This window comes from Fictibacillus sp. KU28468 (assembly GCF_026153615.1).
Taxonomy (GTDB): Bacteria; Bacillota; Bacilli; order Bacillales; family Fictibacillaceae; genus Fictibacillus_C; species Fictibacillus_C marinisediminis.
Map to the genome: position 1 here is coordinate 3,115,550 of NZ_CP110666.1, position 20,855 is coordinate 3,136,404.

27 protein-coding genes and 2 riboswitches are annotated in these 20,855 nt (G+C 42.9%); of the genes, 9 read left to right on the plus strand and 18 right to left on the minus strand.

Translation table 11 applies throughout. From position 1 onward, the window contains the following. The first annotated feature begins 93 nt into the window (after window positions 1-93). Window positions 94-1,287, plus strand: coding sequence for an MFS transporter (locus tag OKX00_RS16230; protein ID WP_265408026.1), 1,194 nt, complete (start codon window positions 94-96; stop codon window positions 1,285-1,287). A 31-nt stretch (window positions 1,288-1,318) separates the two neighbouring features. On the opposite strand, the gene OKX00_RS16235 is transcribed toward OKX00_RS16230, so the two are convergent. Further along, window positions 1,319-3,142, minus strand: a complete 1,824-nt coding sequence (locus tag OKX00_RS16235) for an APC family permease (RefSeq protein WP_053355066.1) — start codon at window positions 3,140-3,142, stop codon at window positions 1,319-1,321. Between the two features lie 109 nt (window positions 3,143-3,251). After that, window positions 3,252-3,395: riboswitch (cyclic di-AMP (ydaO/yuaA leader) on the minus strand. A 145-nt stretch (window positions 3,396-3,540) separates the two neighbouring features. On the opposite strand from OKX00_RS16235, the gene OKX00_RS16240 reads away from it, so the two are divergent. Both OKX00_RS16240 and OKX00_RS16245 read left to right on the plus strand, forming a co-directional pair. After that, window positions 3,541-3,678, plus strand: coding sequence for a hypothetical protein (locus tag OKX00_RS16240; RefSeq protein WP_139223431.1), 138 nt, complete (start codon window positions 3,541-3,543; stop codon window positions 3,676-3,678). 201 nt (window positions 3,679-3,879) lie between these two features. Then, a complete protein-coding gene (locus tag OKX00_RS16245) occupies window positions 3,880-4,206 on the plus strand; it encodes a hypothetical protein (protein ID WP_265408027.1) in 327 nt (108 codons plus the stop codon). Window positions 4,207-4,445: 239 nt separating this feature from the next. On the opposite strand, the gene OKX00_RS16250 is transcribed toward OKX00_RS16245, so the two are convergent. From OKX00_RS16250 to OKX00_RS16265, 4 genes are all read right to left on the minus strand, one after another. Continuing rightward, the gene (locus tag OKX00_RS16250) at window positions 4,446-4,847 is read right to left on the minus strand and encodes a hypothetical protein (RefSeq protein ID WP_265408028.1); all 402 of its coding nucleotides are present in this window, start codon (window positions 4,845-4,847) and stop codon (window positions 4,446-4,448) included. Between the two features lie 144 nt (window positions 4,848-4,991). Next, window positions 4,992-5,558, minus strand: coding sequence for a hydrolase (locus tag OKX00_RS16255; protein WP_265408029.1), 567 nt, complete (start codon window positions 5,556-5,558; stop codon window positions 4,992-4,994). A 3-nt stretch (window positions 5,559-5,561) separates the two neighbouring features. Beyond that, window positions 5,562-6,407 (minus strand): 1,4-dihydroxy-6-naphtoate synthase, encoded by an 846-nt coding sequence (locus OKX00_RS16260; RefSeq protein WP_265410565.1) that lies wholly within the window; start codon window positions 6,405-6,407, stop codon window positions 5,562-5,564. 9 nt (window positions 6,408-6,416) lie between these two features. Then, on the minus strand, window positions 6,417-7,070 hold the full coding sequence (locus tag OKX00_RS16265) for a futalosine hydrolase (RefSeq protein WP_265408030.1): 654 nt from the start codon (window positions 7,068-7,070) through the stop codon (window positions 6,417-6,419). 150 nt (window positions 7,071-7,220) lie between these two features. On the opposite strand from OKX00_RS16265, the gene OKX00_RS16270 reads away from it, so the two are divergent. Then, window positions 7,221-8,084: an MBL fold metallo-hydrolase gene (locus OKX00_RS16270; RefSeq protein WP_265408031.1), complete on the plus strand. Its 864-nt coding sequence runs from the start codon at window positions 7,221-7,223 to the stop codon at window positions 8,082-8,084. A gap of 29 nt (window positions 8,085-8,113) precedes the next feature. Beyond that, the gene (locus tag OKX00_RS16275) at window positions 8,114-8,425 is read left to right on the plus strand and encodes a hypothetical protein (protein WP_265408032.1); all 312 of its coding nucleotides are present in this window, start codon (window positions 8,114-8,116) and stop codon (window positions 8,423-8,425) included. Here the strand turns inward: OKX00_RS16275 and OKX00_RS16280 are convergent. The 6 genes from OKX00_RS16280 to OKX00_RS16305 all read right to left on the minus strand — a co-directional run bounded on the left by OKX00_RS16280 (window position 8,399) and on the right by OKX00_RS16305 (window position 12,489). Further along, window positions 8,399-9,616, minus strand: coding sequence for an MFS transporter (locus OKX00_RS16280; RefSeq protein ID WP_265408033.1), 1,218 nt, complete (start codon window positions 9,614-9,616; stop codon window positions 8,399-8,401). The two genes, OKX00_RS16275 and OKX00_RS16280, sit on opposite strands and share 27 nt — an antisense overlap. Continuing rightward, on the minus strand, window positions 9,613-10,650 hold the full coding sequence (locus tag OKX00_RS16285; RefSeq protein ID WP_265408034.1) for an ArsR/SmtB family transcription factor: 1,038 nt from the start codon (window positions 10,648-10,650) through the stop codon (window positions 9,613-9,615). Before OKX00_RS16285 ends, OKX00_RS16280 begins: the two co-directional genes overlap by 4 nt. Before the next feature lie 132 nt (window positions 10,651-10,782). Continuing rightward, window positions 10,783-11,004: a hypothetical protein gene (locus OKX00_RS16290; RefSeq protein WP_265408035.1), complete on the minus strand. Its 222-nt coding sequence runs from the start codon at window positions 11,002-11,004 to the stop codon at window positions 10,783-10,785. A gap of 10 nt (window positions 11,005-11,014) precedes the next feature. After that, window positions 11,015-11,650 (minus strand): hypothetical protein, encoded by a 636-nt coding sequence (locus OKX00_RS16295; RefSeq protein WP_062239578.1) that lies wholly within the window; start codon window positions 11,648-11,650, stop codon window positions 11,015-11,017. A 128-nt stretch (window positions 11,651-11,778) separates the two neighbouring features. Further along, window positions 11,779-12,243: a DinB family protein gene (locus tag OKX00_RS16300; protein ID WP_265408036.1), complete on the minus strand. Its 465-nt coding sequence runs from the start codon at window positions 12,241-12,243 to the stop codon at window positions 11,779-11,781. 57 nt (window positions 12,244-12,300) lie between these two features. After that, window positions 12,301-12,489 (minus strand): hypothetical protein, encoded by a 189-nt coding sequence (locus OKX00_RS16305; RefSeq protein WP_062239573.1) that lies wholly within the window; start codon window positions 12,487-12,489, stop codon window positions 12,301-12,303. Between the two features lie 324 nt (window positions 12,490-12,813). Then, window positions 12,814-12,928: riboswitch (SAM riboswitch) on the plus strand. 119 nt (window positions 12,929-13,047) lie between these two features. Here OKX00_RS16305 and OKX00_RS16310 point away from each other — a divergent pair. After that, complete coding sequence (locus tag OKX00_RS16310) at window positions 13,048-13,881, plus strand: MetQ/NlpA family ABC transporter substrate-binding protein (protein WP_062239571.1); 834 nt, start codon at window positions 13,048-13,050, stop codon at window positions 13,879-13,881. Window positions 13,882-14,215: 334 nt separating this feature from the next. On the opposite strand, the gene OKX00_RS16315 is transcribed toward OKX00_RS16310, so the two are convergent. Continuing rightward, window positions 14,216-14,650 carry an NUDIX hydrolase gene (locus OKX00_RS16315; protein ID WP_265408037.1) on the minus strand — a complete coding sequence of 145 codons (435 nt, stop codon included), beginning with the start codon at window positions 14,648-14,650 and terminating at the stop codon, window positions 14,216-14,218. Next, on the minus strand, window positions 14,647-15,225 hold the full coding sequence (locus OKX00_RS16320) for a hypothetical protein (RefSeq protein WP_265408038.1): 579 nt from the start codon (window positions 15,223-15,225) through the stop codon (window positions 14,647-14,649). Before OKX00_RS16320 ends, OKX00_RS16315 begins: the two co-directional genes overlap by 4 nt. A 131-nt stretch (window positions 15,226-15,356) precedes the next feature. Here OKX00_RS16320 and OKX00_RS16325 point away from each other — a divergent pair, with 131 nt between their 5' ends. After that, window positions 15,357-15,662, plus strand: coding sequence for a hypothetical protein (locus OKX00_RS16325; protein WP_053355084.1), 306 nt, complete (start codon window positions 15,357-15,359; stop codon window positions 15,660-15,662). A 28-nt stretch (window positions 15,663-15,690) separates the two neighbouring features. Here the strand turns inward: OKX00_RS16325 and OKX00_RS16330 are convergent, their stop codons facing one another. Continuing rightward, window positions 15,691-16,086 carry a VOC family protein gene (locus OKX00_RS16330; RefSeq protein WP_256225314.1) on the minus strand — a complete coding sequence of 132 codons (396 nt, stop codon included), beginning with the start codon at window positions 16,084-16,086 and terminating at the stop codon, window positions 15,691-15,693. A gap of 312 nt (window positions 16,087-16,398) precedes the next feature. On the opposite strand from OKX00_RS16330, the gene OKX00_RS16335 reads away from it, so the two are divergent. Beyond that, complete coding sequence (locus OKX00_RS16335) at window positions 16,399-17,544, plus strand: cation:proton antiporter (RefSeq protein WP_265408039.1); 1,146 nt, start codon at window positions 16,399-16,401, stop codon at window positions 17,542-17,544. A gap of 205 nt (window positions 17,545-17,749) precedes the next feature. On the opposite strand, the gene OKX00_RS16340 is transcribed toward OKX00_RS16335, so the two are convergent. The 4 genes from OKX00_RS16340 to OKX00_RS16355 are packed head-to-tail and all read right to left on the minus strand — an operon-like array spanning window position 17,750 to window position 20,063. Next, window positions 17,750-18,436 (minus strand): YjjG family noncanonical pyrimidine nucleotidase, encoded by a 687-nt coding sequence (locus tag OKX00_RS16340; RefSeq protein WP_265408040.1) that lies wholly within the window; start codon window positions 18,434-18,436, stop codon window positions 17,750-17,752. Further along, on the minus strand, window positions 18,433-18,900 hold the full coding sequence (locus OKX00_RS16345) for a DMT family transporter (RefSeq protein ID WP_053355088.1): 468 nt from the start codon (window positions 18,898-18,900) through the stop codon (window positions 18,433-18,435). Before OKX00_RS16345 ends, OKX00_RS16340 begins: the two co-directional genes overlap by 4 nt. A gap of 14 nt (window positions 18,901-18,914) precedes the next feature. Further along, the gene (locus OKX00_RS16350; RefSeq protein ID WP_265408041.1) at window positions 18,915-19,613 is read right to left on the minus strand and encodes a Crp/Fnr family transcriptional regulator; all 699 of its coding nucleotides are present in this window, start codon (window positions 19,611-19,613) and stop codon (window positions 18,915-18,917) included. A gap of 24 nt (window positions 19,614-19,637) precedes the next feature. Next, window positions 19,638-20,063: a DMT family transporter gene (locus tag OKX00_RS16355; RefSeq protein ID WP_265408042.1), complete on the minus strand. Its 426-nt coding sequence runs from the start codon at window positions 20,061-20,063 to the stop codon at window positions 19,638-19,640. Window positions 20,064-20,311: 248 nt separating this feature from the next. Between OKX00_RS16355 and OKX00_RS16360 the strand changes: the two genes are divergently transcribed. Next, window positions 20,312-20,806 (plus strand): PCYCGC motif-containing (lipo)protein, encoded by a 495-nt coding sequence (locus OKX00_RS16360; protein ID WP_265408043.1) that lies wholly within the window; start codon window positions 20,312-20,314, stop codon window positions 20,804-20,806. Window positions 20,807-20,855: the final 49 nt, after the last annotated feature.

A 20,855-nucleotide genomic window follows, 5' to 3' on the forward strand; every position in this document is an offset into this window, starting at 1 on the left:
TCCAATTTATGTACAAACAAACTTTTATCTTGTTTTTCCTTTTATAAATGTTACTATTACAGTGGTAACTTTTTCACAAAAGGATGAATAGCTATGAATAAACGTGTTTACTTATTGACCATCGTATCTTTTGTTGTAGGTATGGTTGAATTGATCATTGGCGGAATACTTGATCTCGTGGCGGAAGACTTACATGTCAGCATCGGCCATGCCGGTTTTCTGATCACAGCATTTTCGCTTGTTTTTGCGATCGCCTCACCTCTTCTTCTTATGATGACATCTAAAGTAGAAAGAAAACGCCTTACCCTGCTGACACTGCTCGTGTTTTTTGCCGGAAACGGCATTGCGATCTTCAGCCCGACATACAGTGTGCTCTTGATTGCTCGAATCCTATCAGCGGCAAGCGGCTCTCTGCTGGTTGTTCTGTGCATCACAATCGCATCTAATATCGTATCTGAACAATATCGTGCTCGTGCCATCGGTGTCGTTTTCATGGGAATCAGTGCCTCGCTCGTGCTTGGAGTTCCGATCGGATTAATGCTTGGAAATGCATTCGGCTGGCGTGCTCCTTTTATTTTGATCGCTGGATTGACGCTGCTTTCCATGGCTGGGGTTTACTTTTTTATGGAGCAAATGGCTTCAAAACCTGCTGTTTCCCTTATGATACAGATAAAGACGCTGAAAAACCGAAAGCTTCTGTTCGGCCAGTTAACGTCCTTCCTCTTTTTGGCCGGCCACTTGACGCTTTATGGATATTTAACGCCCTTCTTAAAAACAGCCCTTGGCCTGAACGGAACGTGGGTAAGCATTGTTTATCTCGTCTTTGGCTGTGCGGCGGTAGCTGGCGGAGGTGTTGGAGGTTTTCTTGCTGACCGTTTGGGTACGAAACGCTCTATTATTGGATTTATCATCCTTTTCGGGTTTACGATGTTCGTTATTCCTTATACAACGTTTTCCCTTCCGTTTTTCTTGAGCGTGATGATTATCTGGAGCATGCTGAGCTGGGCCATTACACCCGCGATGCAGAGCTATCTTATCGAATCTTCCACTGCTGAAACTTCAGATATCCAGCAAAGCCTGAACAACACGGCGCTTCACTTTGGTATTGCGTTCGGTTCTGCCATCGGCGGTTTTGTGATTGAGCAATCTACCGTAGAATCCAATGCAACCGTCGGCGGATGTTTCATTATTATCGCCCTGGCTACCGCTTTGATTTCAATGTCAGAACGCAAGCGGAGCTTATCAGCCTTACGAATCCATCCTAAAACAGAAAAAACACTTCCGTGAGGTAAAATCTTCGGAAGTGTTTTTTCATCAACTATTTTTTAAAACGGTAAGGCACGGTCGCAATAACCACATCTCGTTTAAAGAGCAAATACGCTCGAATCAGTAAGCTTGACTGGTTATGAAGAATATTATGCCAGCTTTTCTTCGTAATGAACTGAGGTATCAATACGGTTACTTGATAGTTATTTTCATTCGCTTTATGCTGTACCGTGTCAATAAATTTCGTCAATGGCTGGATAATGCTTCGATAATGGGAATGCAGCGTAACGAGGCGCACATTCGGCTGCCATTTCTTCCATTTTTCTTCGAATATTCTTTCATCCTCACGCTCAAATGCAACATATACCGCTATGACCTGATCTGTAAGTGAGGTAGCAAAATTGATGGAGTTTTCAACAACTTGTGTAATTCCTGCTACAGGTACGATAATGACGTTGCCTTCAATCGTCTTCGGCTGCTGATCCGGTTTAATTCTTAATTGTTCCCCTACTAATTCATAATGTGTTTTGATCTTATGAAAGATGATGACGATGATCGGCAAGAAGATTAATACCGGCCACACCTGTGGAAATTTAGTAAAGAAGAACATCAGGGTTACCGTTAAACTGATGAGAGCTCCGGTTGCATTGATAATAAGCTTTGATACCCATCCCTTTGGTTTTTCCCTGATCCATTTCACGATCATGCCTGACTGAGACAAGGTGAAGGGGATAAACACCCCGACGGCATAAAGCGGAATAAGATGTTCTGTCTGTCCTTTAAACAGGATGATCAGGATAATCGCGCTGACTCCCAATGTAATGATTCCATTTGAGTAACCAAGCCTGTCACCCCTAATGGTGAACATCCGCATGATAAATTTATCTTTTGCAAGGTTAACTGCGAGCAACGGGAAAGCGGAATATCCTGTGTTTGCCGCCAAAATTAGAATTAATGCTGTTGTTCCCTGAATAAAATAATACATATAGTTTCTTCCAAATGTATGGTCGGCAATTTGAGAAACCACTGTCTCCTTTACACTTGGAGTAATTCCATAATAATAAGCCAAATAAACAATTCCTGAAAATAGTAAAGCCAATAATCCGCCCATGGCCATCAACGTCTTTGACGCATTGTTGGGGGCAGGATCCTTGAAATTCGGTATAGCATTGGAAATGGCTTCTACACCTGTTAACGCTGAGCTGCCTGAAGCAAAGGCCTTCAGCAATAAAAACAGACTGATTCCGGCAACTGGTGTTCCAACAGACGTATGTAAGTCAGCAGGCACCTGGCCCGTTGAAATTTGATACAATCCAACACCTATCAAGATAAATAAAGCTAGGACAAACAGATAAACGGGATAAGCTAAAATTGAAGCAGATTCTGTTACCCCGCGCAAATTTAAAGTTGTAAGGAACAAAACAAACACAATCGCAATCGGTACAGTATAAGAATGCAGCGCCGGGAAAGCAGACGTAATAGCATCTGTACCCGCTGACACACTAACTGCCACGGTTAAAATATAATCAACCAGCAGCGAGCCGCCTGCGATTAATCCAGGATTTACTCCTAAATTATCTCTTGAAACAACATAAGCCCCACCGCCATGTGGATAGGCAAAGATGATCTGCCGATAGGATAAAATAAGGGCAGTTAAAAGAATAAGTACACCAACCGCAATGGGAATGGAATACCAGAAAGCCGCAGCACCAACCGTAACTAAGACGATCAAGATCTGCTCCGGTCCATACGCAACAGATGATAACGCATCTGAGGAAAGAATGGCTAAAGCTTTTGTTTTGTTAAGCTTCTGCTCCCCCAGCTCATTTGATTTGAGCGGTCTTCCGATTAATAGTCTCTTTAAATAAGAAAACACTGTTTTTCCTCCGCCGATAAAAAATTTGTGTATAGATGCACATGAAAAAAGCCCCCAAGCCAATTTTAATAGACCTGCGGACGTTTGTTTACCAGTCTCACAAGCTTCATTTCCTTCTCATTAACGCTTACGAGGTTAGCTGTCGGATTCGGGCCATTGAGTAGCCCTACCTGCTTAAGGATTCACCCCCAGGACTTTTTAAAAAAGCCCATTATGGTTCCCCCGCACCAATTGGTTTAAGCGATTTAAGAATTTGAAACTTAGATAATAATACTCCTCTCTTAAAAAAATGTAAATACAAAGATTAAAAACTTTACTTAAAGGTAATTTTAAAGATGTGGGTAATATTTAATATACAAAGAAATTTTGAACTTCCCGAAAAAAAAGGAGGATTTAAAATGTCTAAAAAAGAAGGGCACTTATTCTCAGATGAGTTCCTGGAGCAACTAGCTAAAGAGATCAACGAGCAATACGGCGGACCGGAATTTAACAAAAGCGACGAAGAACCAGATATAGAAACAGAAGAAATGATATAAATCAACTTGAATGATGAAGAGCCTGGAGCGTTGAAATCCCCGGCTCTTTCCATCCTCCATCGTGGTTATTCATATCATCCTCATTTGAAGTGCCCGTTTACGGTAAACCTTCATATAAAAATAGGTAAAAATAGGAATGCCCCTTACGTTCAGGACTATATTGATATAGTCACGTAAAAAATGAATGGCAGGAGGCTTTCTATGTACCTTTTTAAAAGAATGGATCGCCTTGTTGAAATGGCAGCATACTCTGTTCAGAACCGCTTTTCTAAAACTGCATTACTCGTAATGACTTCAATTGCTTCTGCAGTGACTGCACTCCTGCAATCTGCTGGAGGTACTCTGCCGATGATCGGACTCATCATCAGCCCCCTTTCCACTCTTCCTGTTGTTTTGATCACCATCATCTCTCCGCTTCTTGGGTTTTACTCCTTCGCTTTAACATGTCTGCTCCTTGTTATTGTGCAGCCTAGTGAATTATTGATTTTTATTTTTACAACCGGTTTGGCTTGGATTGGGATTGGGTAATGGCTTTACTTTTTTTAAAAGACGTATTTTGATTGTAACCACTGGTTCCATTTGTCTTATTTCTGGAATTTGCATCATGCTGATCGGATTTCAATTTCCTCTATTCGGGCCCGCATTCCACAGTACCGGCAACTTTTATCTTTGGCTGTACCTATTGCTTTTCACGTGGGGATATAGTTTGGCCTGGCTGGAAATCACATGGTTTATCCTAAAAAAATATGTGAGGAGACAGCTATGATCTAAACTTTAAAGTTTTGTCCGTTCAACGTAATATCCTGGCCCGGATAATCATGAAAATACCTGAACTCCTTCAAGCATCCTGAGTCTTTCCCGACTACTCCTGAATTGGTAGCCGTTCCTTGCCCGATGACTTTATTTCCCTGTCTAGTTACTTCTATCACTCTGCCTGAACCTGTTGCCACACCTGCTTCCCCGACAATAAGCCTTCCTCTTGCCGTAAATAATAAACTGATTGGATGCTGTAACCCTTTTACAGCCGCTTCGATTCGATAGCCTTCTTTCAGGGCAATGTCACCCGGATTGGTTGTTCCTTCTCGGTCCATAGATTCTCTCTCTCTCGTTATACAGTATGGATATTCATCACGTACAGGTCTTATTCTTGAACGATCGTTACCTTTCATCTTGAGCTTCATCTATTACATATTTTTCTTCCCTCGTCTCATACTGAGAGCAGTATCTTACCTGGGGTGATAAGCAAATGGCGTAACAAAGGTTACGAAAACAGCCATTAAAAAAGAAGGAAGGACCGAAATCCTTCCTTCTTTTCAGTTCACGTGAGTGTGTTTCAAAAATTCATCCAGCGTCCTTACCTTACCGATTTTCGGAAAAATAAAGCGGCAGGATGCGTCATGCTCTTCCTGGCTGAGCGCAACCATCGCGTCCGTTATGAAAACTTGGTTGTATCCAAACTGGAAGGCTTCTCTCGCCGTACTTTCAACACCGATGTTGGTGGCAATCCCGCAGAGCACAATGGTGTCAATTCCGCGGCGCCTGAGCTGAAGATCAAGATCCGTACCAAAAAAAGCTCCCCATTGGCGCTTCGTGACGACGTAATCATTGTCCTTAACACCAAGTTCAGGTGCAAACTCAGCCCAGTCAGCAGGGCGTTCAGCAGAAGCAGCAGGCTTGTCAATCGCCGGTTTCAATGCATCTTTTCCATCATGAAACTCCACGTTCACGAACGATATAAATCCCTCTTTTTGGCGGAACAGCTTCACCAATTCAGCAGCCTTCTCCACTACCTCTTGTCCGCCAGGGAATTTGACGATCCCTTTTTGAAGATCGATAATGACGAGCGCTGTTTTATGAAAATCGATGTTTAGTGAATTCATAGCTTAGTTCTTCATTTTTAAAAGTGTGGAATAGTTTCTTTCCGGTACAAGACCTTCTTTCGCCGCGCGATTAAGCAAAGAAATGATCGCTTCATAGCCCTTTTCGCCTAAATCAGCGGTAAATTCATTCACATAGAGGTTGATGTGCTGCTGAGCTACATCGAGTGATAGTTCGCTTGCATGCTGCATGACATATTCTCTTGACGCTTCTGGAGAGTCCCACGCATAGGCAACTGAGGAACGAATCCATTTCGTGATTGATTTAATATCCATCGACTTGCGGGCAATAATCGCACCGAGCGGTATCGGCAGCCCAGTGTCCTCTTCCCACCAGTTACCCATATCGGCCAACAGGTTCAAGCCATAATTTTGATAGGTAAAACGGGCTTCATGAATGACGAGGCCAGCATCAATCTTACCTTCTTTAACAGCCGGCATGATTTGGTCAAACGGCATTACGACTGTTTCTCCAATTCCGCCTGGTACATTTTGAGCTGCCCATAGGCGGAACAGCAAATAAGCCGTAGAACGTTCGCTCGGCACGGCAACCCTTTTTCCTGACAGCATGTCCGGACTTACTTCGCCATTTTGATTCACAAGAACAAGCGGGCCGCAGCCTCGTCCAAGTGCTCCTCCGCAAGGAATCAAATCATAATGATCCAGCACCCAAGGAAGTGCAGCATACGAAATCTTTAGTATATCTGGCCCCTCCTGTCGGGCAGCCCATCCGTTTGTAATGTCAATATCGGCATAGGTCACATCAAATTCCGGTGTGCCTGGCACCATTCCATGGACCAATGCATGAAACACAAACGTATCATTCGGGCATGGTGAAAAGGCGATGCTCATTTTACTCATTTATAATACCTCCATTAAAACTTTACTTGCTGATTCAAGGGATATCAGCGCATCTTTTATCCGCCATCCCTCACGATCACGAGGACCTACCGTATTGGAGATCGCCCGGATTTCGAGCACCGGCAGATTATACTCCTGTGCCGCCAATGCCACACCGTATCCTTCCATCGCTTCAGCTGCGGCTTCCGGTTCCCGTTCCATTAATTCTTCAGTCGTTTCTGTGGTCCCTGTCACCTTTGAAAGAGTAAGAATAGGTGCTGTTTGTGCGATTAGACCAGCTTTTGACAGTGCAGATGATATAGCCAGTACGAACCTTTCATCCACTCCAACTCTAGTTGAAGAACCAAATCCCAGCTCGTCCAGACTGAGGAAGCCATCGGTAGATTCAGCACCTAAATCGGCACAGACAATTTCATTTGAGATCACCAGTGAACCAATGTCAGCTCTATTGGCAAAACCACCGGCAATTCCTGCATTAATGACAAGATTATATGTATTGGCGTTTAATGCCTTCATCGTATTGATGGCAGATGCAACAGGTCCAACACCTGCCAGTACAACATCCACTCGGGGATCATGCCATCCGCGAAGAACGGCTTCTTTTTCCGCCTGTACGGATGTCATAATCAGTATCCGTCCTTTTAACTTTTTCATGTTCAGTCCTCCTGTTCCCTCTTCAAAGGTACATTTATTCTGCTGTTTTTTCCACTTTCATGCTCTGGGCAATAAGGGATTCCCGCATAAATTATACCGTATTGAAAACCCTATACGAGTAGAGAAAAAATGGAACGGAGGATCTTCAGTATGGATCATGTGGAGGGCAGTGCTTCTACGAATAAATACATTCCAGTCAGCTCGGTCACTTCTGGTGAAGGAATAGAACTCGCACCCGATATCTACAGCTATACCAACCAGATCGTTAATCTTTGTTTTATCGGAAAGCCTGAAAGCGGGCAAGATTGGGTACTGGTCGATGCCGGTATGCCTGATTCGGCCGAAAAAATCATCTATGAGGCTGAAGAGCGCTTCGGAAAAGGTGCACGGCCGAAAGCCATCATTCTCACGCATGCCCATTTCGATCATATCGGCGGCATCATTGGCCTTTTGAAAAAGTGGGATGTCCCTGTCTATGCCCACCGTCTTGAGCTGCCTTATGTCACTGGGAAGAAAGATTATCAAGAGCCAGATCCTTCTGTGGATGGTGGTATGGTGGCAAAAATGTCCTTTCTTTTCCCGCACGAATCAATTGACCTGGATCAACGAGTAACCGCTCTCCCTGAAGATGGATCAGTTCCCGAAATGCCTGGTTGGCGCTGGATTCATACACCTGGCCATACTGACGGCCATATTTCCTTGTTTCGGGATTCTGACAAGGCATTGATCGCCGGGGATGCTTTCATCACCGTAAAACAAGAGGACCTATACAGCGTCATCATACAGGAACTGGAGATCAGCGGACCACCCCGCTATTTTACCCCTGACTGGATGACAGCCTGGCAATCAGTGAAAAAACTGGAGTCGTTGCACCCCGCAATGGCAGTTACAGGACATGGGCGCCCGGTTAAAGGAGAATGGCTCTCACAAAATCTCACAAGATTAGCACGAGATTTTGATAAGATTGCCATTCCCGATTATGGTAAATATGTGGAGGATCTCCCAGAGCAATAAATGGGGCTGTCCAAGAAGTCTGGTAGCTGTTGATCTCCCCTCCAGGCTGCTCGCTTTTACCGGCGCGAGCTCCTACTTTCGCGGGGCGTGCGGTGAGCCTTACCGGCGTGAACGCCTACTTTTTGGCGCCAGCGCCTGCGGGAGTCTCACCTGTCACGCTAGTCCCGCAGGACAAGGAAGGCTCCGGCAGCTTTTTATCGCACGAAGAAAATGTGAAGTTCATTTTCGAGGAGTCTCGCACCTTGCACTTCAATCAACTTTTCATTGAAGATTTTTCACGTCAAAGGAGCTGCCTGAAGGTCAATATTCGACTTTCAGGACAGCCCCTTTTGTTTATTTAAAGAATGTATCCTTCCACTTTCCTTGATCAGAAAAAATAAACCGGGCAAGACAATAACCGTTCCAATCACACCAAAAGTCTGGCGTATGGAGAGATGAAGGAATGCTGAAGAAGCAAATAAGATCCCCAAAGGCATCGTGGCTCTCATGAACAGCAAGCGGACGGCACTTAACTGGGCCAATCGCTCTCGGGGAGCTTCCTTCTGGAAATTAGCAGCACTTTGAGCGTTGAACAGCGGGAATACCATTCCACCAAACAACTCGCACATCCATGCCCCTGGAATCGACGTCACCACGAAAAGAAGAAGGAAGGAAATCCCTCCAGTTACGAGTCCAAAATACATCGTCCATGGCGATTTTGGAATTCGCTTTATTAGGACGGTCCCCAGCGCATAGCCGATCGGAAAAGCTCCTGAAAAAACAGCATACTCCCACCTCTCTCCATTGAGTTCACTCCGAATCAGAGGAACACTTAGGACCATGGCAGCTCCTACAGCAAATTGGACACTTGATGAAAGAAGGGTCAGCCTCAAGAGATATGGATACTGAAAAAAGTTCTGATACCCCTGCTTCATCTCTGACCACCAAAATCGTTTAGTCCACACCGCTGCTCTTTTTTGTTCAAGCGGCGGTATTCGTGAAAGGGCATAATAGCTAACGAGAAACAAGAAAGAAGACAGTGCGTAAATAAGAGGCACAGGACTGATCAGCAGCAATAATGAAGTTACGCCAGGCGCAAGAAAACTCATCAGCCGTATCGTTCCATCAAGCAATCCATTCGCTTCTGCCAGCTCCTCTTTTTTGCAGATTTCAGGCAAAAGAGAAAACGACAGACTGGCATAGATCGGCTGCAGCAATCCTAAGCAGCATTGCAGAATGGCAAGTCCTAAAATGGTCCCCGCATGCGAATGGAGCAGTGATCCTATCAGCGGCAGCAAGTAAGCACCCATGCGGATGAGCTGAATGTTTCGGAGCACTTTTTCTTTTATCACGTGATTTAAAAAAGGAGCACTGATTCCCTGCAGCACTAGAGAAGGTAGAAAGTAAACAAGCCACAATGCTCCCATCCATTCTTTTGAGCCGGTCAGTTCATACAGAAGCAATCCGTTGACGATGCCCCCTGCTGCTCCTCCAAATTCAGATACCATCTCTCCGGTCCAAAGCGCTTTAAACGACCTCGAGTAGCTTTTCATTCTTCTTTTCCCAAGTACTGGATTAATCTTTCCGAAAAAGACTGGATCTGTTTCACATTTGCCGAATAGATCCCTTTTTCAACACTAACGAACTTCGCGGCTTTTAAAAGGGAAAGCTGATGGTGAAGTGTCGTTTTTGACATGTGAAACTGTCCGCTCAATTCCTGCAGTGATAATGGACCTTTTTGAAGCAGAAAAAGAAGTTTCAATCGAAACTCGTCCCCGAGCGCTTTATGCCCCCGGATCAGCTCTATGGACGGAACCCCTGGCTCGGTTAAATATTCTTCGTTTACCGGATAAAAGAAAAGCATGGTGTCAGGTGTCCGTAATTGCAGAACCCATGGCCGGTAAGAAACATGGGGAACAAGCTTTATGTACCACACTGATGGTTCAGGAATATACTTAACGCCGCCTGTAATTCGTTCAATCTCTTCCAATGGCTCTTCATATTTCACGATTTGTCTTGTTTCATGGGCAAGTGCCTGCATCCATTTTTCCCAAGCTGGCTTTGCACTTATAAAGCCATGCCACTCTTCCATCGCGGATAACATCAGCGAACTTAACTCAACGCGTGGCCGCTCTCCCAGCAATCGAACATAGCCTTCCAAGTAATCGTGCGCTTCAAAGTACGCAGCATATTCTGTAAAACGGTTCTTATGGCCAAAGTTTAGGGCGGTCTCCTTTCGAGTTGCTTCGGCTTCCCGATTTTTATAGGGCAGGAGTATTTCATAAAATCCTTCCTCTGTCATGTTCTGCAGTTGATTCGAAAATTCATGAAGGGTGTTCGCGTCCCAACGGTTTTGCAGCAGGAGCATTCCGTACCACAAGTTCGTTTCTTGGATTTGTTTCAGATGCTCAATAAGCGTACTGTTCATTTCCCCTTTCCAATCTTTCCATTGCTCGTCCAAATCAAAGGAATGCCTTAATTGAGCGTAGGTATAACCGGCAATACCAAGTATGACTTCCCATACAGATGAAGATTCTAGTGCCACTTGGACTTTTTCTGCGGGCTGTGCGGATAAAAGGTGTTTCAAGACTTTCCATCCCCCTTTTATAGTTTCTTACTATATATTCTAAATTTAACGAACTATTTATTCAATATATTTCGAATAACTATTCAAAAAAAACACAAAAGCAACTTTACGCTTTTGTGTTTCTGAGCCCATTTACTGTTTTACTTTCTCCTTTATTTGACCCATCTGCTTGTTATGAGCATGCGTATGAGCAGTAAAGCGGTCGTCCTCTACCTGTTCTGAAATCTTAAGACCCTGTGGGACAATGGAAGCCGATACCCGCTTTAGACCGAGTTGATCTTTTTGGTAAACATAGGACGCTCGTGTAGATACTGCGGCACCTGGCCATTTTATAAACTTAAAAAAGGATGGCATTCACCATCCCTTACACGATATTAATTGCCCGTGCCGCCAGTACAACGAGCGCAACAAGTGAGATCACCGATTGTGTCATCATCAGGAGTTTCGCCCGCCGGGAAAATACAGCCGTATCCGCCGGACTGAAAGCAACACTTGTGTTAAAGGCTACAAATAAGTAATCTAGGAAATTAGGCTTCCACCCTTCCCACTCTGGCAGAGAGGACATCATCTGAGGAAAACCAAATTCAGGCTTCCCTGGATTTTTTGAATTTCTCCGGATTGGCCCCCCTCTGTCGATCTCCCAATACCAGATCGCAAAAATCAGCACGTTCGCTGCCCACAATAGACCAGCACTTTGAAATAATTCACTGGCACTCGGCATGCCAAAAAATAAAGAATACACCAAGTCCACCATGCTGCTCATCAAGGCAAAAGTAAGAACTAAAACCCGAAGAATCGCAAATTTCCTCGACCATAGATCATGTTCAGAACTAACTGCGTAAAGCAAAGGAATATAAAGGATAAAAGCAATGACAATGACCGGCCAGTTCGGGCCGATTGTCACCATATTGGATAAAAGTTTAAATAGGACTCCGATGATGACGATCGCAACATCAGACGGCCAGCGGTAATCTTTTTTCGTACTCGTTTTCAATTTCATAAAACCGCCAACTTAAAAAGGGTAGTCAATGCAAGAAGAAATGCTCGTCCTCATACACCGCTACCTTATGATATGTTATTGAAAATGGAATGGTGAGCTTATCTTTCCAGGCGAATTAAAGTTTGATGTTATTCAAACAGTTGAATTTTCGGGTCTCTGCTATTTATGGCGAGTACCGTCTGCAGCTGACCTCTATGGTGATAGACATGTCCGAGAATTTCCAGCATCCATTCATATCTTGAATAGGACACTCCCCACCACGAAGTTGTCACAACAGACCAATCTTCATTCGAAAAACACGCCGTCTTTTCTTTTAAAAAAGCAAAATGAACAAGAAGCATCTCCTTTATTTCCGCAATGGTCTGGGGGTGATGCTTTTCATAGAACTCTTCCATCTCCTGCTGAGTGGCCCCATTCAAGATCATAAAGTCCGCTTTATAGATCACGGCTAGATGGGCTAACAGTTCCCGTAACGTTCTTTTCTCCGCTCCCAGCGAAAGTTCCAGGTCGCTTTCTTCCATGATTTCTAAAATTTTTAGAATGTAATGGTTGGCTACCTCCAGCTGGTGAAAAATTGGTTTTATTATATTCATGAGGACTCCTTTCTAAGTAAACAAAAAAACCCTCATATAAGGGTTTCATAGTGACAGTTAAACGCCAGTGCGACGGTGCTGGTTGTTGGCCTTTTTCGTCTGCTGGCTTTTCATTTGTTTGGTTGATTTAACCGGGTTTGTAGAAAGCTTTCCGTTAGCCTGCTGCTGCTTTTTTTCAGCCAGCTTTTGCTTGATCGCTTCCTGATAGCTCAGCTTTTTAGGCTGCCCATTATTTTCAGATGACATATTTCGTACCTCCTTATGCCGTGTAGATCATACTGTAATGATATCTTCTTCCACATGTTTTGTCTGCATTTTTTTACAAATAGGGCAACTTAATTGGAGAACATGCCCCAAATTCGCTATGATAGATGGCAGAAACAAGGAAAGGAACGCTGCGCATGGTGGATTTTGAATTGGATACAGTGGATTGCGAGAGGTTCGCTTTTTCTTGAAGAGCTCCGACACAAACACCCATAAATATATTTTTACAATGGCTCTGTAAGAAAAAAAGGAATTGACATTATTTTGAATCCCTGCCATAATACAAAGTAATTTGATATGAGTACACTCTTATTAAGAGCAGGTGGAGGGAATTAGCCCTATGAAGCCCGGCAACCATTCATGCTGAATCACCAGTATGGAAACGGTGCTAAATCTAACAGCGAAAGCTGAGAGATGAGAGGTCAACGGATTTATTCGGAAGCCCTCTATCTCTTTTGAGATTGAGGGCTTTTGGTTTAACTCCATGCTCTCAAGACAGTGTAGTACTATCAAAAAATGAAAATGGGGGTTGGGGAATCAATGAAATTAAAAAAATGGGGATTATTATTACTGGGAGTATTGATCGCAGCAGCATTATCGGCATGCGGATCATCTAGCACGAGCGGCGATGGGAAAAAGATAGAAAAATTAACTGTCGGTGCCTCAAATGTACCGCACGCTGTCATTCTAAAAGAAGCGGTTCCTTTGCTGAAGAAAAAAGGAATTGACCTGAAGATCGTTAAATTCCAAGATTACGTTCTGCCAAACAAAGCGCTGGCCAATAAAGAGATCGATGCTAACTACTTCCAGCACATTCCTTACCTGGAGCAGCAATTGAAAGAAAATCCAAACTATAAATTCGAAAACGCCGGAGCCATTCACATTGAACCAATGGGCGTTTACTCTAAAAAATACAAATCACTAAAAGATTTGCCGGACGGTGCAAAAGTAATTCTGAGCAATTCAGTAGCTGAGCATGGCCGAATCCTTTCTATCTTTGAAAAAGCAGGATTGATCAAGCTTAAATCAGGCGTCGGGTACAAAGCACAGCTGAAAGACATTGTTGAAAATCCAAAGAAACTTAAATTTAAGGCTGACATCGAGCCAGCTCTTCTTACAAAGGCCTATCAGTACAATGAAGGAGATGCTATCGTCATCAACACGAACTATGCCATCGATGCAGGACTTAATCCAAAGAAAGATTCCATCGCACTAGAAGGGCCTGATTCTCCATTTGCCAACATCATCACTGTCCGCCAAGGAGATAAAGACAAGAAAGCCATTAAAACCCTGGTTGAAGTGCTTCATTCTAAAAAGATCCAAACGTTTATTGAAAAAGAATACAAAGGCGCCGTCCTTCCTGTTTCAAAATAAGTTGAAATAAGAGCCTGGAGAATTTTCTCCTGGCTCTTATTTGGTATGGGGCATGGGGCGGGATGATGTGTTTGGCATGTAACATGCTTGATCTGGCACGTAAAGCGCAAAAAGCAGACTGTAAACTCTGAAAAACGGCACGTAAGCTCAGCAAAGTGGACAGTAAACCATACAAACCCGCATGTAAACTCAAAAATCAGTATTCAAACACGTTATCTGCACGTTAAAAACAAAGCATGCTCCTCAAAAAAAAATAAAGCTTCCCCTCATCTTCGAGAAAGCTTCTTTTTCATCAAATAATTGTCCTTATTTGCTTGGATACTGCACTTCTTTTTTAGCTTCTGACGGTTCCTCGCTGACTATAGGAGATGGAACGATTGGATTTGATCCTTTCTTTTACACCATCCGGAAGATATAGATATGGCTCTGCTTCCATATAATCCATCCATGCAACTTCCTCGATTTCATCAGGACAAAGGGTCCCAATCTTACCACCGGTTATTTTACCGAGGAACGTAAAGAAAATCACATGATGCCTACTTTCTTCAAAAAAGGCCTCTGATATTCCAAATACGTTCTCTACTTCTACCTCCAGGCCCGTCTCTTCTCTCACTTCACGGACAGCACCCTGTTCAAGGGTTTCCCCTTCCTCTACTGCTCCTCCGGGAAGCGTATAATAGGAACCTTTTTCCCCTCTGTTCTTCACCATTAAGATGTTATCCGCTCGTTCGTCCCACAATAAAACATAAACCACATCTACACGTTTCATTTGCTCATCTCCTCTAACTGCTTTGATAGCTTCTCATTACTTATGTAGGCCAACTGTTCAACCTCGTTGAGTACCCTTGCCCTTCCTTTTTCACTCAAAGTCCATTTTTCAGGGACAATTTCTCGATTATCTTGCAGAGGCAAAACATCTAATACTTTATCATCACTTGCGTACAAAGAAGATAGAAGGTAAAAACGGCGACAGAAGAAAGACTTTCCGGCCAACAGAACGTTTCGACAAGGAGTAGAATTTAAGAATTCAAAAGCAGAGTGAATGACACTCTCTACGCCTTTGGCTTCATTCCGGTTTGGTATGGCCACCAGTCGATCCTCACGAATTCCCGCTTTTGATAAAAGAGGAGCATAGTAATTATATTCATTTTGTTTCAAGAACGAGTTATAAACCCCAGGAATCAGGATCAGCTCTGCTCCTTTTTCTTCATAAAAGGAGAGCAGCTGTTCATTTAATTCCGGAAAATGTCCGGGATGATATAAAATGACATCGGGCTGTTCGAATATGTGAAGCTGCTTCATGAAAACAAGATCTTCCATACAGCGTAGTGCTGCGTTGTTCATCGAAATTCCCCTTCATTTTGAATGTTTTCTTTATCCTTTCTTTAAGAGATGCGAAAACCCCTCTTTTCTAAAAGGCATAACCCCGAAATAATGTTATAATATGGAAAAATAAAGGTGGAGGGATTAAGTGAATGCTTTTGAAATCTCTCGGTGTAGCTGCAATCGGTGTACTCATTTTATTTGTGGGATGGATGATTAAATGTTCAGGTACCGCTTCATTCGTTGCTGGTTACCGGCAGACTTTTTTTCCTCGTAATGAAAAGAAATTGGCTAGTCGAATCGGTATCATTATAATGGTCTTCGGATGTATCACGATTCTCTTTCCCATTGTTCACCTATTCATAGACGGATTGAGAGGATCTTTTTATGCATTACTCGCCGGATGCCATGTGCTCGCTGTTTTCATTGTGATCGCCATCGACCAAGTAAAAAATTAAAAGAACTTCCAACACGGGAAGTTCTTTCTTACATGCCATTATGCTGCAGAAGATCAAATCGGTTGCCATATAGATCTTCAAAAACGACTTCAATTCCCCAAGGAACTTCCTTCGGTTCGCCTAGAAAGCTCACCCCTTTTTTCTTCATTTCTTCATAATCACGTAAACAATCATCCGTTTGAATGACTAAGAAGACATGATTGGAGGCCTGGCTGCCGATTCTTTCAGCTTTATCCGGCGTATCACCCTTCACAAAAACGATGGCGGTCTCTGATTCCTTTGAGGGAGCTACTGTAACCCATCTGTGTCCATTGCCAAATGCTACATTAGTTAATAGTTCAAATCCCAGCTGATTCGTATAAAAAGCAACCGCCTCATCAAAATCTTTAACAAGGATGGTGATATGTCCAATTTTTTTCTTCATTGTTCACACCTCAGATTCATTTTGGAGTATTTCACGTTAAAAGGCTTCGTATTCTCTGATGATTTGATTCATCTCCGACCCGCTGATCGTTAAGAGGTTCCTTGTCCGATCACAAATTCGTTGTCCCTCTAGTATGACGGAACAAACTGGAAATTGCATTAAAACACTTAAATTTTTTCCGCAAATATGGTATAATGGATTTAACAAAATAAATCGTACGACTTGGAGGAGCCTGTCACCAAGGGATATTTATGCCCTTGGTAACAGGCTCTTTTTTTGTTTTTAACTAAAAAATGAAAGGTGGTTGTTCACATGTTAATACTGCAAATCGCCATTATTTTAATTGCTTCCAAAATAGCGGGAAGCATGAGTGTAAGATTAGGACAGTCTTCAGTTCTTGGAAAACTTATCATTGGGATTGTTCTTGGACCATTGGGATTGGTGAACGAGACAGAGTCGTTAAATGAATTTAGCCAAATCGGTGTGATCTTCTTAATGTTTATTGCTGGGTTGGAAACGGATCTGGATGAGTTTAAAAGGACAGGTAAAGCATCCACATTAGTAGGCTTTGGTGGTATCATTATTCCCCTTGTTTTAGGATATTTAGCAGGAATGGCATTACACCTATCCGTATTGGAAGCTGTATTTTTAGGGCTTGTGCTTTCTGCAACAAGCGTAAGTATTTCTGTTCAGGCACTCAAGGAGATGAACCAATTAAAAACACCTGAAGGAACAACAATCTTGGGTGCAGCTGTGATTGATGATGTAGTCGTTATCATCGCTTTGGCATTCTTAATGAGTTTTGCTGGAGGAGATGTCAATTTAACAACGGTTATTCTTAAGAAACTTTTATTCTTCGCAGGAGCTATTCTTGTAGGATGGAAGGTCGTCCCTAACTTTTTAAACAAGTTTTCTTTATTAAAAGTCACAGAAACGGTGATTTCATCCGCTCTGATTATTTGTTTCGTTTTTGCCTATTTCGCAGAATATACAGGAGTTGCGGCGATCATTGGTGCGTACATCGCCGGAGTAGCGGTTAGCGTGACCAACTTCAAACAAGAGGTTTTTGAAAAAGTTGAAACGATCGGATATTCTCTCTTTGTTCCTATTTTCTTTACCTCTATTGGGATTACAGCAGAGTTTTCAGGAATTAAGGAAAATATAGGTCTTATCGCAGCCCTTAGTTTAATCGCGGTCCTAACCAAATTAATCGGAGCTTCAATAGGAGCAAAAGCAGCTGGATTCAGCTGGAACAGTTCACTCGGAATTGGTTCCGCCATGGTCTCTCGTGGTGAAGTAGCGTTAATAATTTCCGCTATTGGTCTAGAATCAAAGCTATTGAGCCAAGACATGTTTGCTGTCATTGTTGTCGTAGTTCTTGTGACTACTATTGTTACACCACCTATGATGAAAATCTTTTTCAAATCAAAAACTCAAAAAGAAATCAAAACAGCATAAACTACCTTTTCGGATGGGTTTAAAAAACGGGTTGCCAGTCAAAATGGCATCCCTTAGTAAGGTGTACCTTACATGAATTAAAACCCATATAGCCGCTGTTACAAATTATTAACTCGATAAAAGGGATCTATTCTTCTTATCCATCCGAACGGCAGATTCCTTGAAATTAAAAATGGCCAACCAGAAAAATCCGGTTGGCCTAGTTTTATCCCAATATCTGATACAGCTCATCAAGCTTCTGTATTTCATAGGTCGGAACCATATCCGTATGGTTGGTTTTCTTTTTGGGATTAAACCAGCAGGTATCAATCCCGGCCAGCTGTCCGCCTTTCATGTCCGCATTTAAGGAATCACCGATGATCAATCCTTGTTCTTGAGAAAAATCGGGGATCCGTGCAAAAACATAATCAAAGTACTCTTTCATTGGCTTTTGAAACCCCGTGTCCTCGGAAACAAAAATCCCTTTGAACAGTGGATGCAGCCCCGAACTTCTCAACCGTTTGTCTTGTGTTTTGGAAACACCATTTGTCACAATATATAGATCAAAACGATCTTGCAGCACTGTGATCAATTCCAATGCTCCTTCGATCAGCTGGTTCCCTTCACTTAAAAATCCACGATAGATTTCTTCAAGCAAAAGCCCATCCGCCTCATGGCCGTACTCTTTTAATAAAAGAGAAAAGCGAGTGTTAAGGACCTCGTCCCGTTCGATTTCCCCTTCTTCAAATGCTTGCCAAAGCCCCTGGTTTATTTTCTTATAAAGGCTTTCCAGTTCTGAGGTAAACGTAATCTGCTGCTCTTCACACAACATGTGAAGGGCTGTGCTCTCTGCCGCACCGAAGTCCAACAGCGTATCATCAACATCAAATAACAGTGTTTGGTAAGTTTTCATGAGGCTTTCTGCGATTGCTGAGTCTCTTGCTCACCGCTGAATTTAAAAACGATGATGCCTCCGATGATGATCAGCACTCCAATCAGCTCCTTAAAGGTAAAAGGCACCGGGTCCAAGCCTAAGGCGCCCACTGAGTCCAAAAACAGGGCAAATCCAAGCTGTGATGCCAGGACAATGGAGATAGCAATCGTTGGCCGGAGCCGTTTGACCCCCTGCACCACACAGGTCACCACTCCTACTCCGATCACACCGCTGAACCAATACCACGTTTGCATATGGTGCAGATGGAATAATTGTTTCCCTTCAAAGATCAAACCAAGCGTCAGTGATGCAATGAATCCCAGTCCCAAAACCAAGACATTCGTTGCCCAGGATCCCGCGTGTTCATTGACCTTACTATTGAAAATGTTTTGCAGGCCGACGAGCGCTCCTGCAATCAGCGCAAAAATGATCCCTAAAAGCATAACTCTTCTACTCCTTATTCATAGATATTGTCGTTGGCCAATGCCCGCAAGCCTTCCCGATCTTTTACAAGAATTCCTCCGCTGTTCCGTTCAACCAATCCTTCTGCACAAAATTGCTGGATGACCCGGTTCAGATGCCTGTAGCTCGTTCCGATCAAATTCGCAGCATCTTTCAAGCTTCGGGTACTGTGCTGTCCCGTTAATAAGGAATCCGATTCATCAAACGAGACCGACAAGAGATAACTCGCCAGACGAACTTCCACCGGATAGAGCAGATTAAAGCGTAAAGAATTGGATTTCACATAGAATTTTTCCGTAATGATTTCCAATAAAAAATTCAGGAACGCTGAATCATCACGAGCGTATTTTTTCAGCCAGCGATGATGAATACCGATCATCGTGACAGGAGATACAGCCTCCACTGTGTTCACCGTATCTGTACCCCGTACATATTCAATGTCCCCGATCACTTCAAGCGGTGTTTTAAACGAAAGAATGAGTGTTTTGGCTTCTGGTGAGGTGGTGTACACTTTTACCTTCCCCTTCACCAGTACATAAAGATACTGTGCGGGTTCTCCCTGTGAACAGATGAGCTCACCCGGCTTGAAATGATACAACTTCAAATACGGCATCAATTGCGAACGAAATATAGATTCTATTTGATGATCACTTAAATATAATTCAAGCAGCTCACGATCATTGATTTCTTTCATAGCGAAACCTCCATCAGGCGATTATCACATGCTTAAAATCAGCACACCTGTAATCATCATACCAATTCCGATGAACTGCGGCATCCTCATTCTCTGTTTCGCCGTTCCAAACCAGCCGCAGCTGTCTGTTAAAAAAGCAACGCTTAACTGAGCGATCAAGAGAGCAGAGATGGTCAGGGTCACACCTACCTTATGGATGGCTGTCACATTACTGAAAATCACGACAGCAGCAAACGTTCCCCCAAACAAATACAGCGGTTTCACAAGTTTGAATTTTTGCCAGGTCCGGTCTCTGAAGAAAATCATGAGGATCATCGCTAAAATAAATCCTGTCATCTGGGTAACCGTGGCCGCTTGCCATGTGCCAATATCCTGGCCGATCCGGGAATTGGCCACACCTTGAAGCGAAATGAAGATACCTCCGAACAACGCAAAAAGTATTCCTTTCATCGAATCTCTCCCCTGTTTAATTTACATTTTTCATTATCAGGGAAAGCCACGCATGAGGGAAAGGACATATGTCCTCACTTTATAAAAAAATGAAGGCAGTTTTTCTTGTTAAGGCTAAAAAGAATGCACCATGATTTCACAGGATGGAGTTGTTTACATTTATGTATTTATTGTGAACAGCTATGTGCAGTCGCCTTTTTTCATTTAAAATGACAGAGTAATCTAATCTATTATAAAGGAGAATTGTAATGAAAATAAAATCACTTGTTGTCTTACTCTCCTTATCTCTTCTAATCGCCTGTTCCAATAAAGAACCCCAAAAAAGTGAAAAAAATCATCAAGATCATGAACAATCACAATCTCATGAAACCTCCGATATTAGAGAGGAAACAGGAAAAGTTGAATCGTTGCCTTCCTTTTTGATGAAACAGCCAAAAGAGATACAGGTAATTTATCAGGCTGCTGCTAAACATAAAGAGCTCCTGGAGAAGATTCCTTGTTACTGCGGCTGTGGAGTAGAAGCAAACCATAAAAATAATTACGATTGCTTCGTCCATGAAAATAAAAAGAACGGTGCAATAGTTTGGGATGATCACGGAACAAAATGTGGGGTATGTCTGGAAATCGCTGCACAATCAGTAAGGGATTACAGCAAAGGAAAATCAATAAAGGAAATTAGAGAGAACATCAATAAAACATATGAGAAGGGTTATGCAAAACCAACACCTACACCTACCATATAAAGAAAAACCATTGAGAATCGTCTCAATGGTTTAAATTATGTCATCTCGA

Coding starts and splice junctions, on each gene's coding strand:
- OKX00_RS16230 (WP_265408026.1), top strand. CDS start 94: ATGAATAAACGTGTTTACTTATTGACCATCGTATCTTTTGTTGTAGGT.
- OKX00_RS16240 (WP_139223431.1), top strand. CDS start 3,541: ATGTCTAAAAAAGAAGGGCACTTATTCTCAGATGAGTTCCTGGAGCAA.
- OKX00_RS16245 (WP_265408027.1), top strand. CDS start 3,880: ATGTACCTTTTTAAAAGAATGGATCGCCTTGTTGAAATGGCAGCATAC.
- OKX00_RS16250 (WP_265408028.1), bottom strand. CDS start 4,847: ATGAAAGGTAACGATCGTTCAAGAATAAGACCTGTACGTGATGAATAT.
- OKX00_RS16255 (WP_265408029.1), bottom strand. CDS start 5,558: ATGAATTCACTAAACATCGATTTTCATAAAACAGCGCTCGTCATTATC.
- OKX00_RS16260 (WP_265410565.1), bottom strand. CDS start 6,407: ATGAGCATCGCCTTTTCACCATGCCCGAATGATACGTTTGTGTTTCAT.
- OKX00_RS16265 (WP_265408030.1), bottom strand. CDS start 7,070: ATGAAAAAGTTAAAAGGACGGATACTGATTATGACATCCGTACAGGCG.
- OKX00_RS16270 (WP_265408031.1), top strand. CDS start 7,221: ATGGATCATGTGGAGGGCAGTGCTTCTACGAATAAATACATTCCAGTC.
- OKX00_RS16280 (WP_265408033.1), bottom strand. CDS start 9,616: ATGAAAAGCTACTCGAGGTCGTTTAAAGCGCTTTGGACCGGAGAGATG.
- OKX00_RS16290 (WP_265408035.1), bottom strand. CDS start 11,004: ATGCCATCCTTTTTTAAGTTTATAAAATGGCCAGGTGCCGCAGTATCT.
- OKX00_RS16295 (WP_062239578.1), bottom strand. CDS start 11,650: ATGAAATTGAAAACGAGTACGAAAAAAGATTACCGCTGGCCGTCTGAT.
- OKX00_RS16300 (WP_265408036.1), bottom strand. CDS start 12,243: ATGAATATAATAAAACCAATTTTTCACCAGCTGGAGGTAGCCAACCAT.
- OKX00_RS16305 (WP_062239573.1), bottom strand. CDS start 12,489: ATGTCATCTGAAAATAATGGGCAGCCTAAAAAGCTGAGCTATCAGGAA.
- OKX00_RS16310 (WP_062239571.1), top strand. CDS start 13,048: ATGAAATTAAAAAAATGGGGATTATTATTACTGGGAGTATTGATCGCA.
- OKX00_RS16315 (WP_265408037.1), bottom strand. CDS start 14,650: ATGAAACGTGTAGATGTGGTTTATGTTTTATTGTGGGACGAACGAGCG.
- OKX00_RS16320 (WP_265408038.1), bottom strand. CDS start 15,225: ATGAACAACGCAGCACTACGCTGTATGGAAGATCTTGTTTTCATGAAG.
- OKX00_RS16325 (WP_053355084.1), top strand. CDS start 15,357: ATGCTTTTGAAATCTCTCGGTGTAGCTGCAATCGGTGTACTCATTTTA.
- OKX00_RS16330 (WP_256225314.1), bottom strand. CDS start 16,086: ATGAAGAAAAAAATTGGACATATCACCATCCTTGTTAAAGATTTTGAT.
- OKX00_RS16335 (WP_265408039.1), top strand. CDS start 16,399: ATGTTAATACTGCAAATCGCCATTATTTTAATTGCTTCCAAAATAGCG.
- OKX00_RS16340 (WP_265408040.1), bottom strand. CDS start 18,436: ATGAAAACTTACCAAACACTGTTATTTGATGTTGATGATACGCTGTTG.
- OKX00_RS16345 (WP_053355088.1), bottom strand. CDS start 18,900: ATGCTTTTAGGGATCATTTTTGCGCTGATTGCAGGAGCGCTCGTCGGC.
- OKX00_RS16350 (WP_265408041.1), bottom strand. CDS start 19,613: ATGAAAGAAATCAATGATCGTGAGCTGCTTGAATTATATTTAAGTGAT.
- OKX00_RS16355 (WP_265408042.1), bottom strand. CDS start 20,063: ATGAAAGGAATACTTTTTGCGTTGTTCGGAGGTATCTTCATTTCGCTT.
- OKX00_RS16360 (WP_265408043.1), top strand. CDS start 20,312: ATGAAAATAAAATCACTTGTTGTCTTACTCTCCTTATCTCTTCTAATC.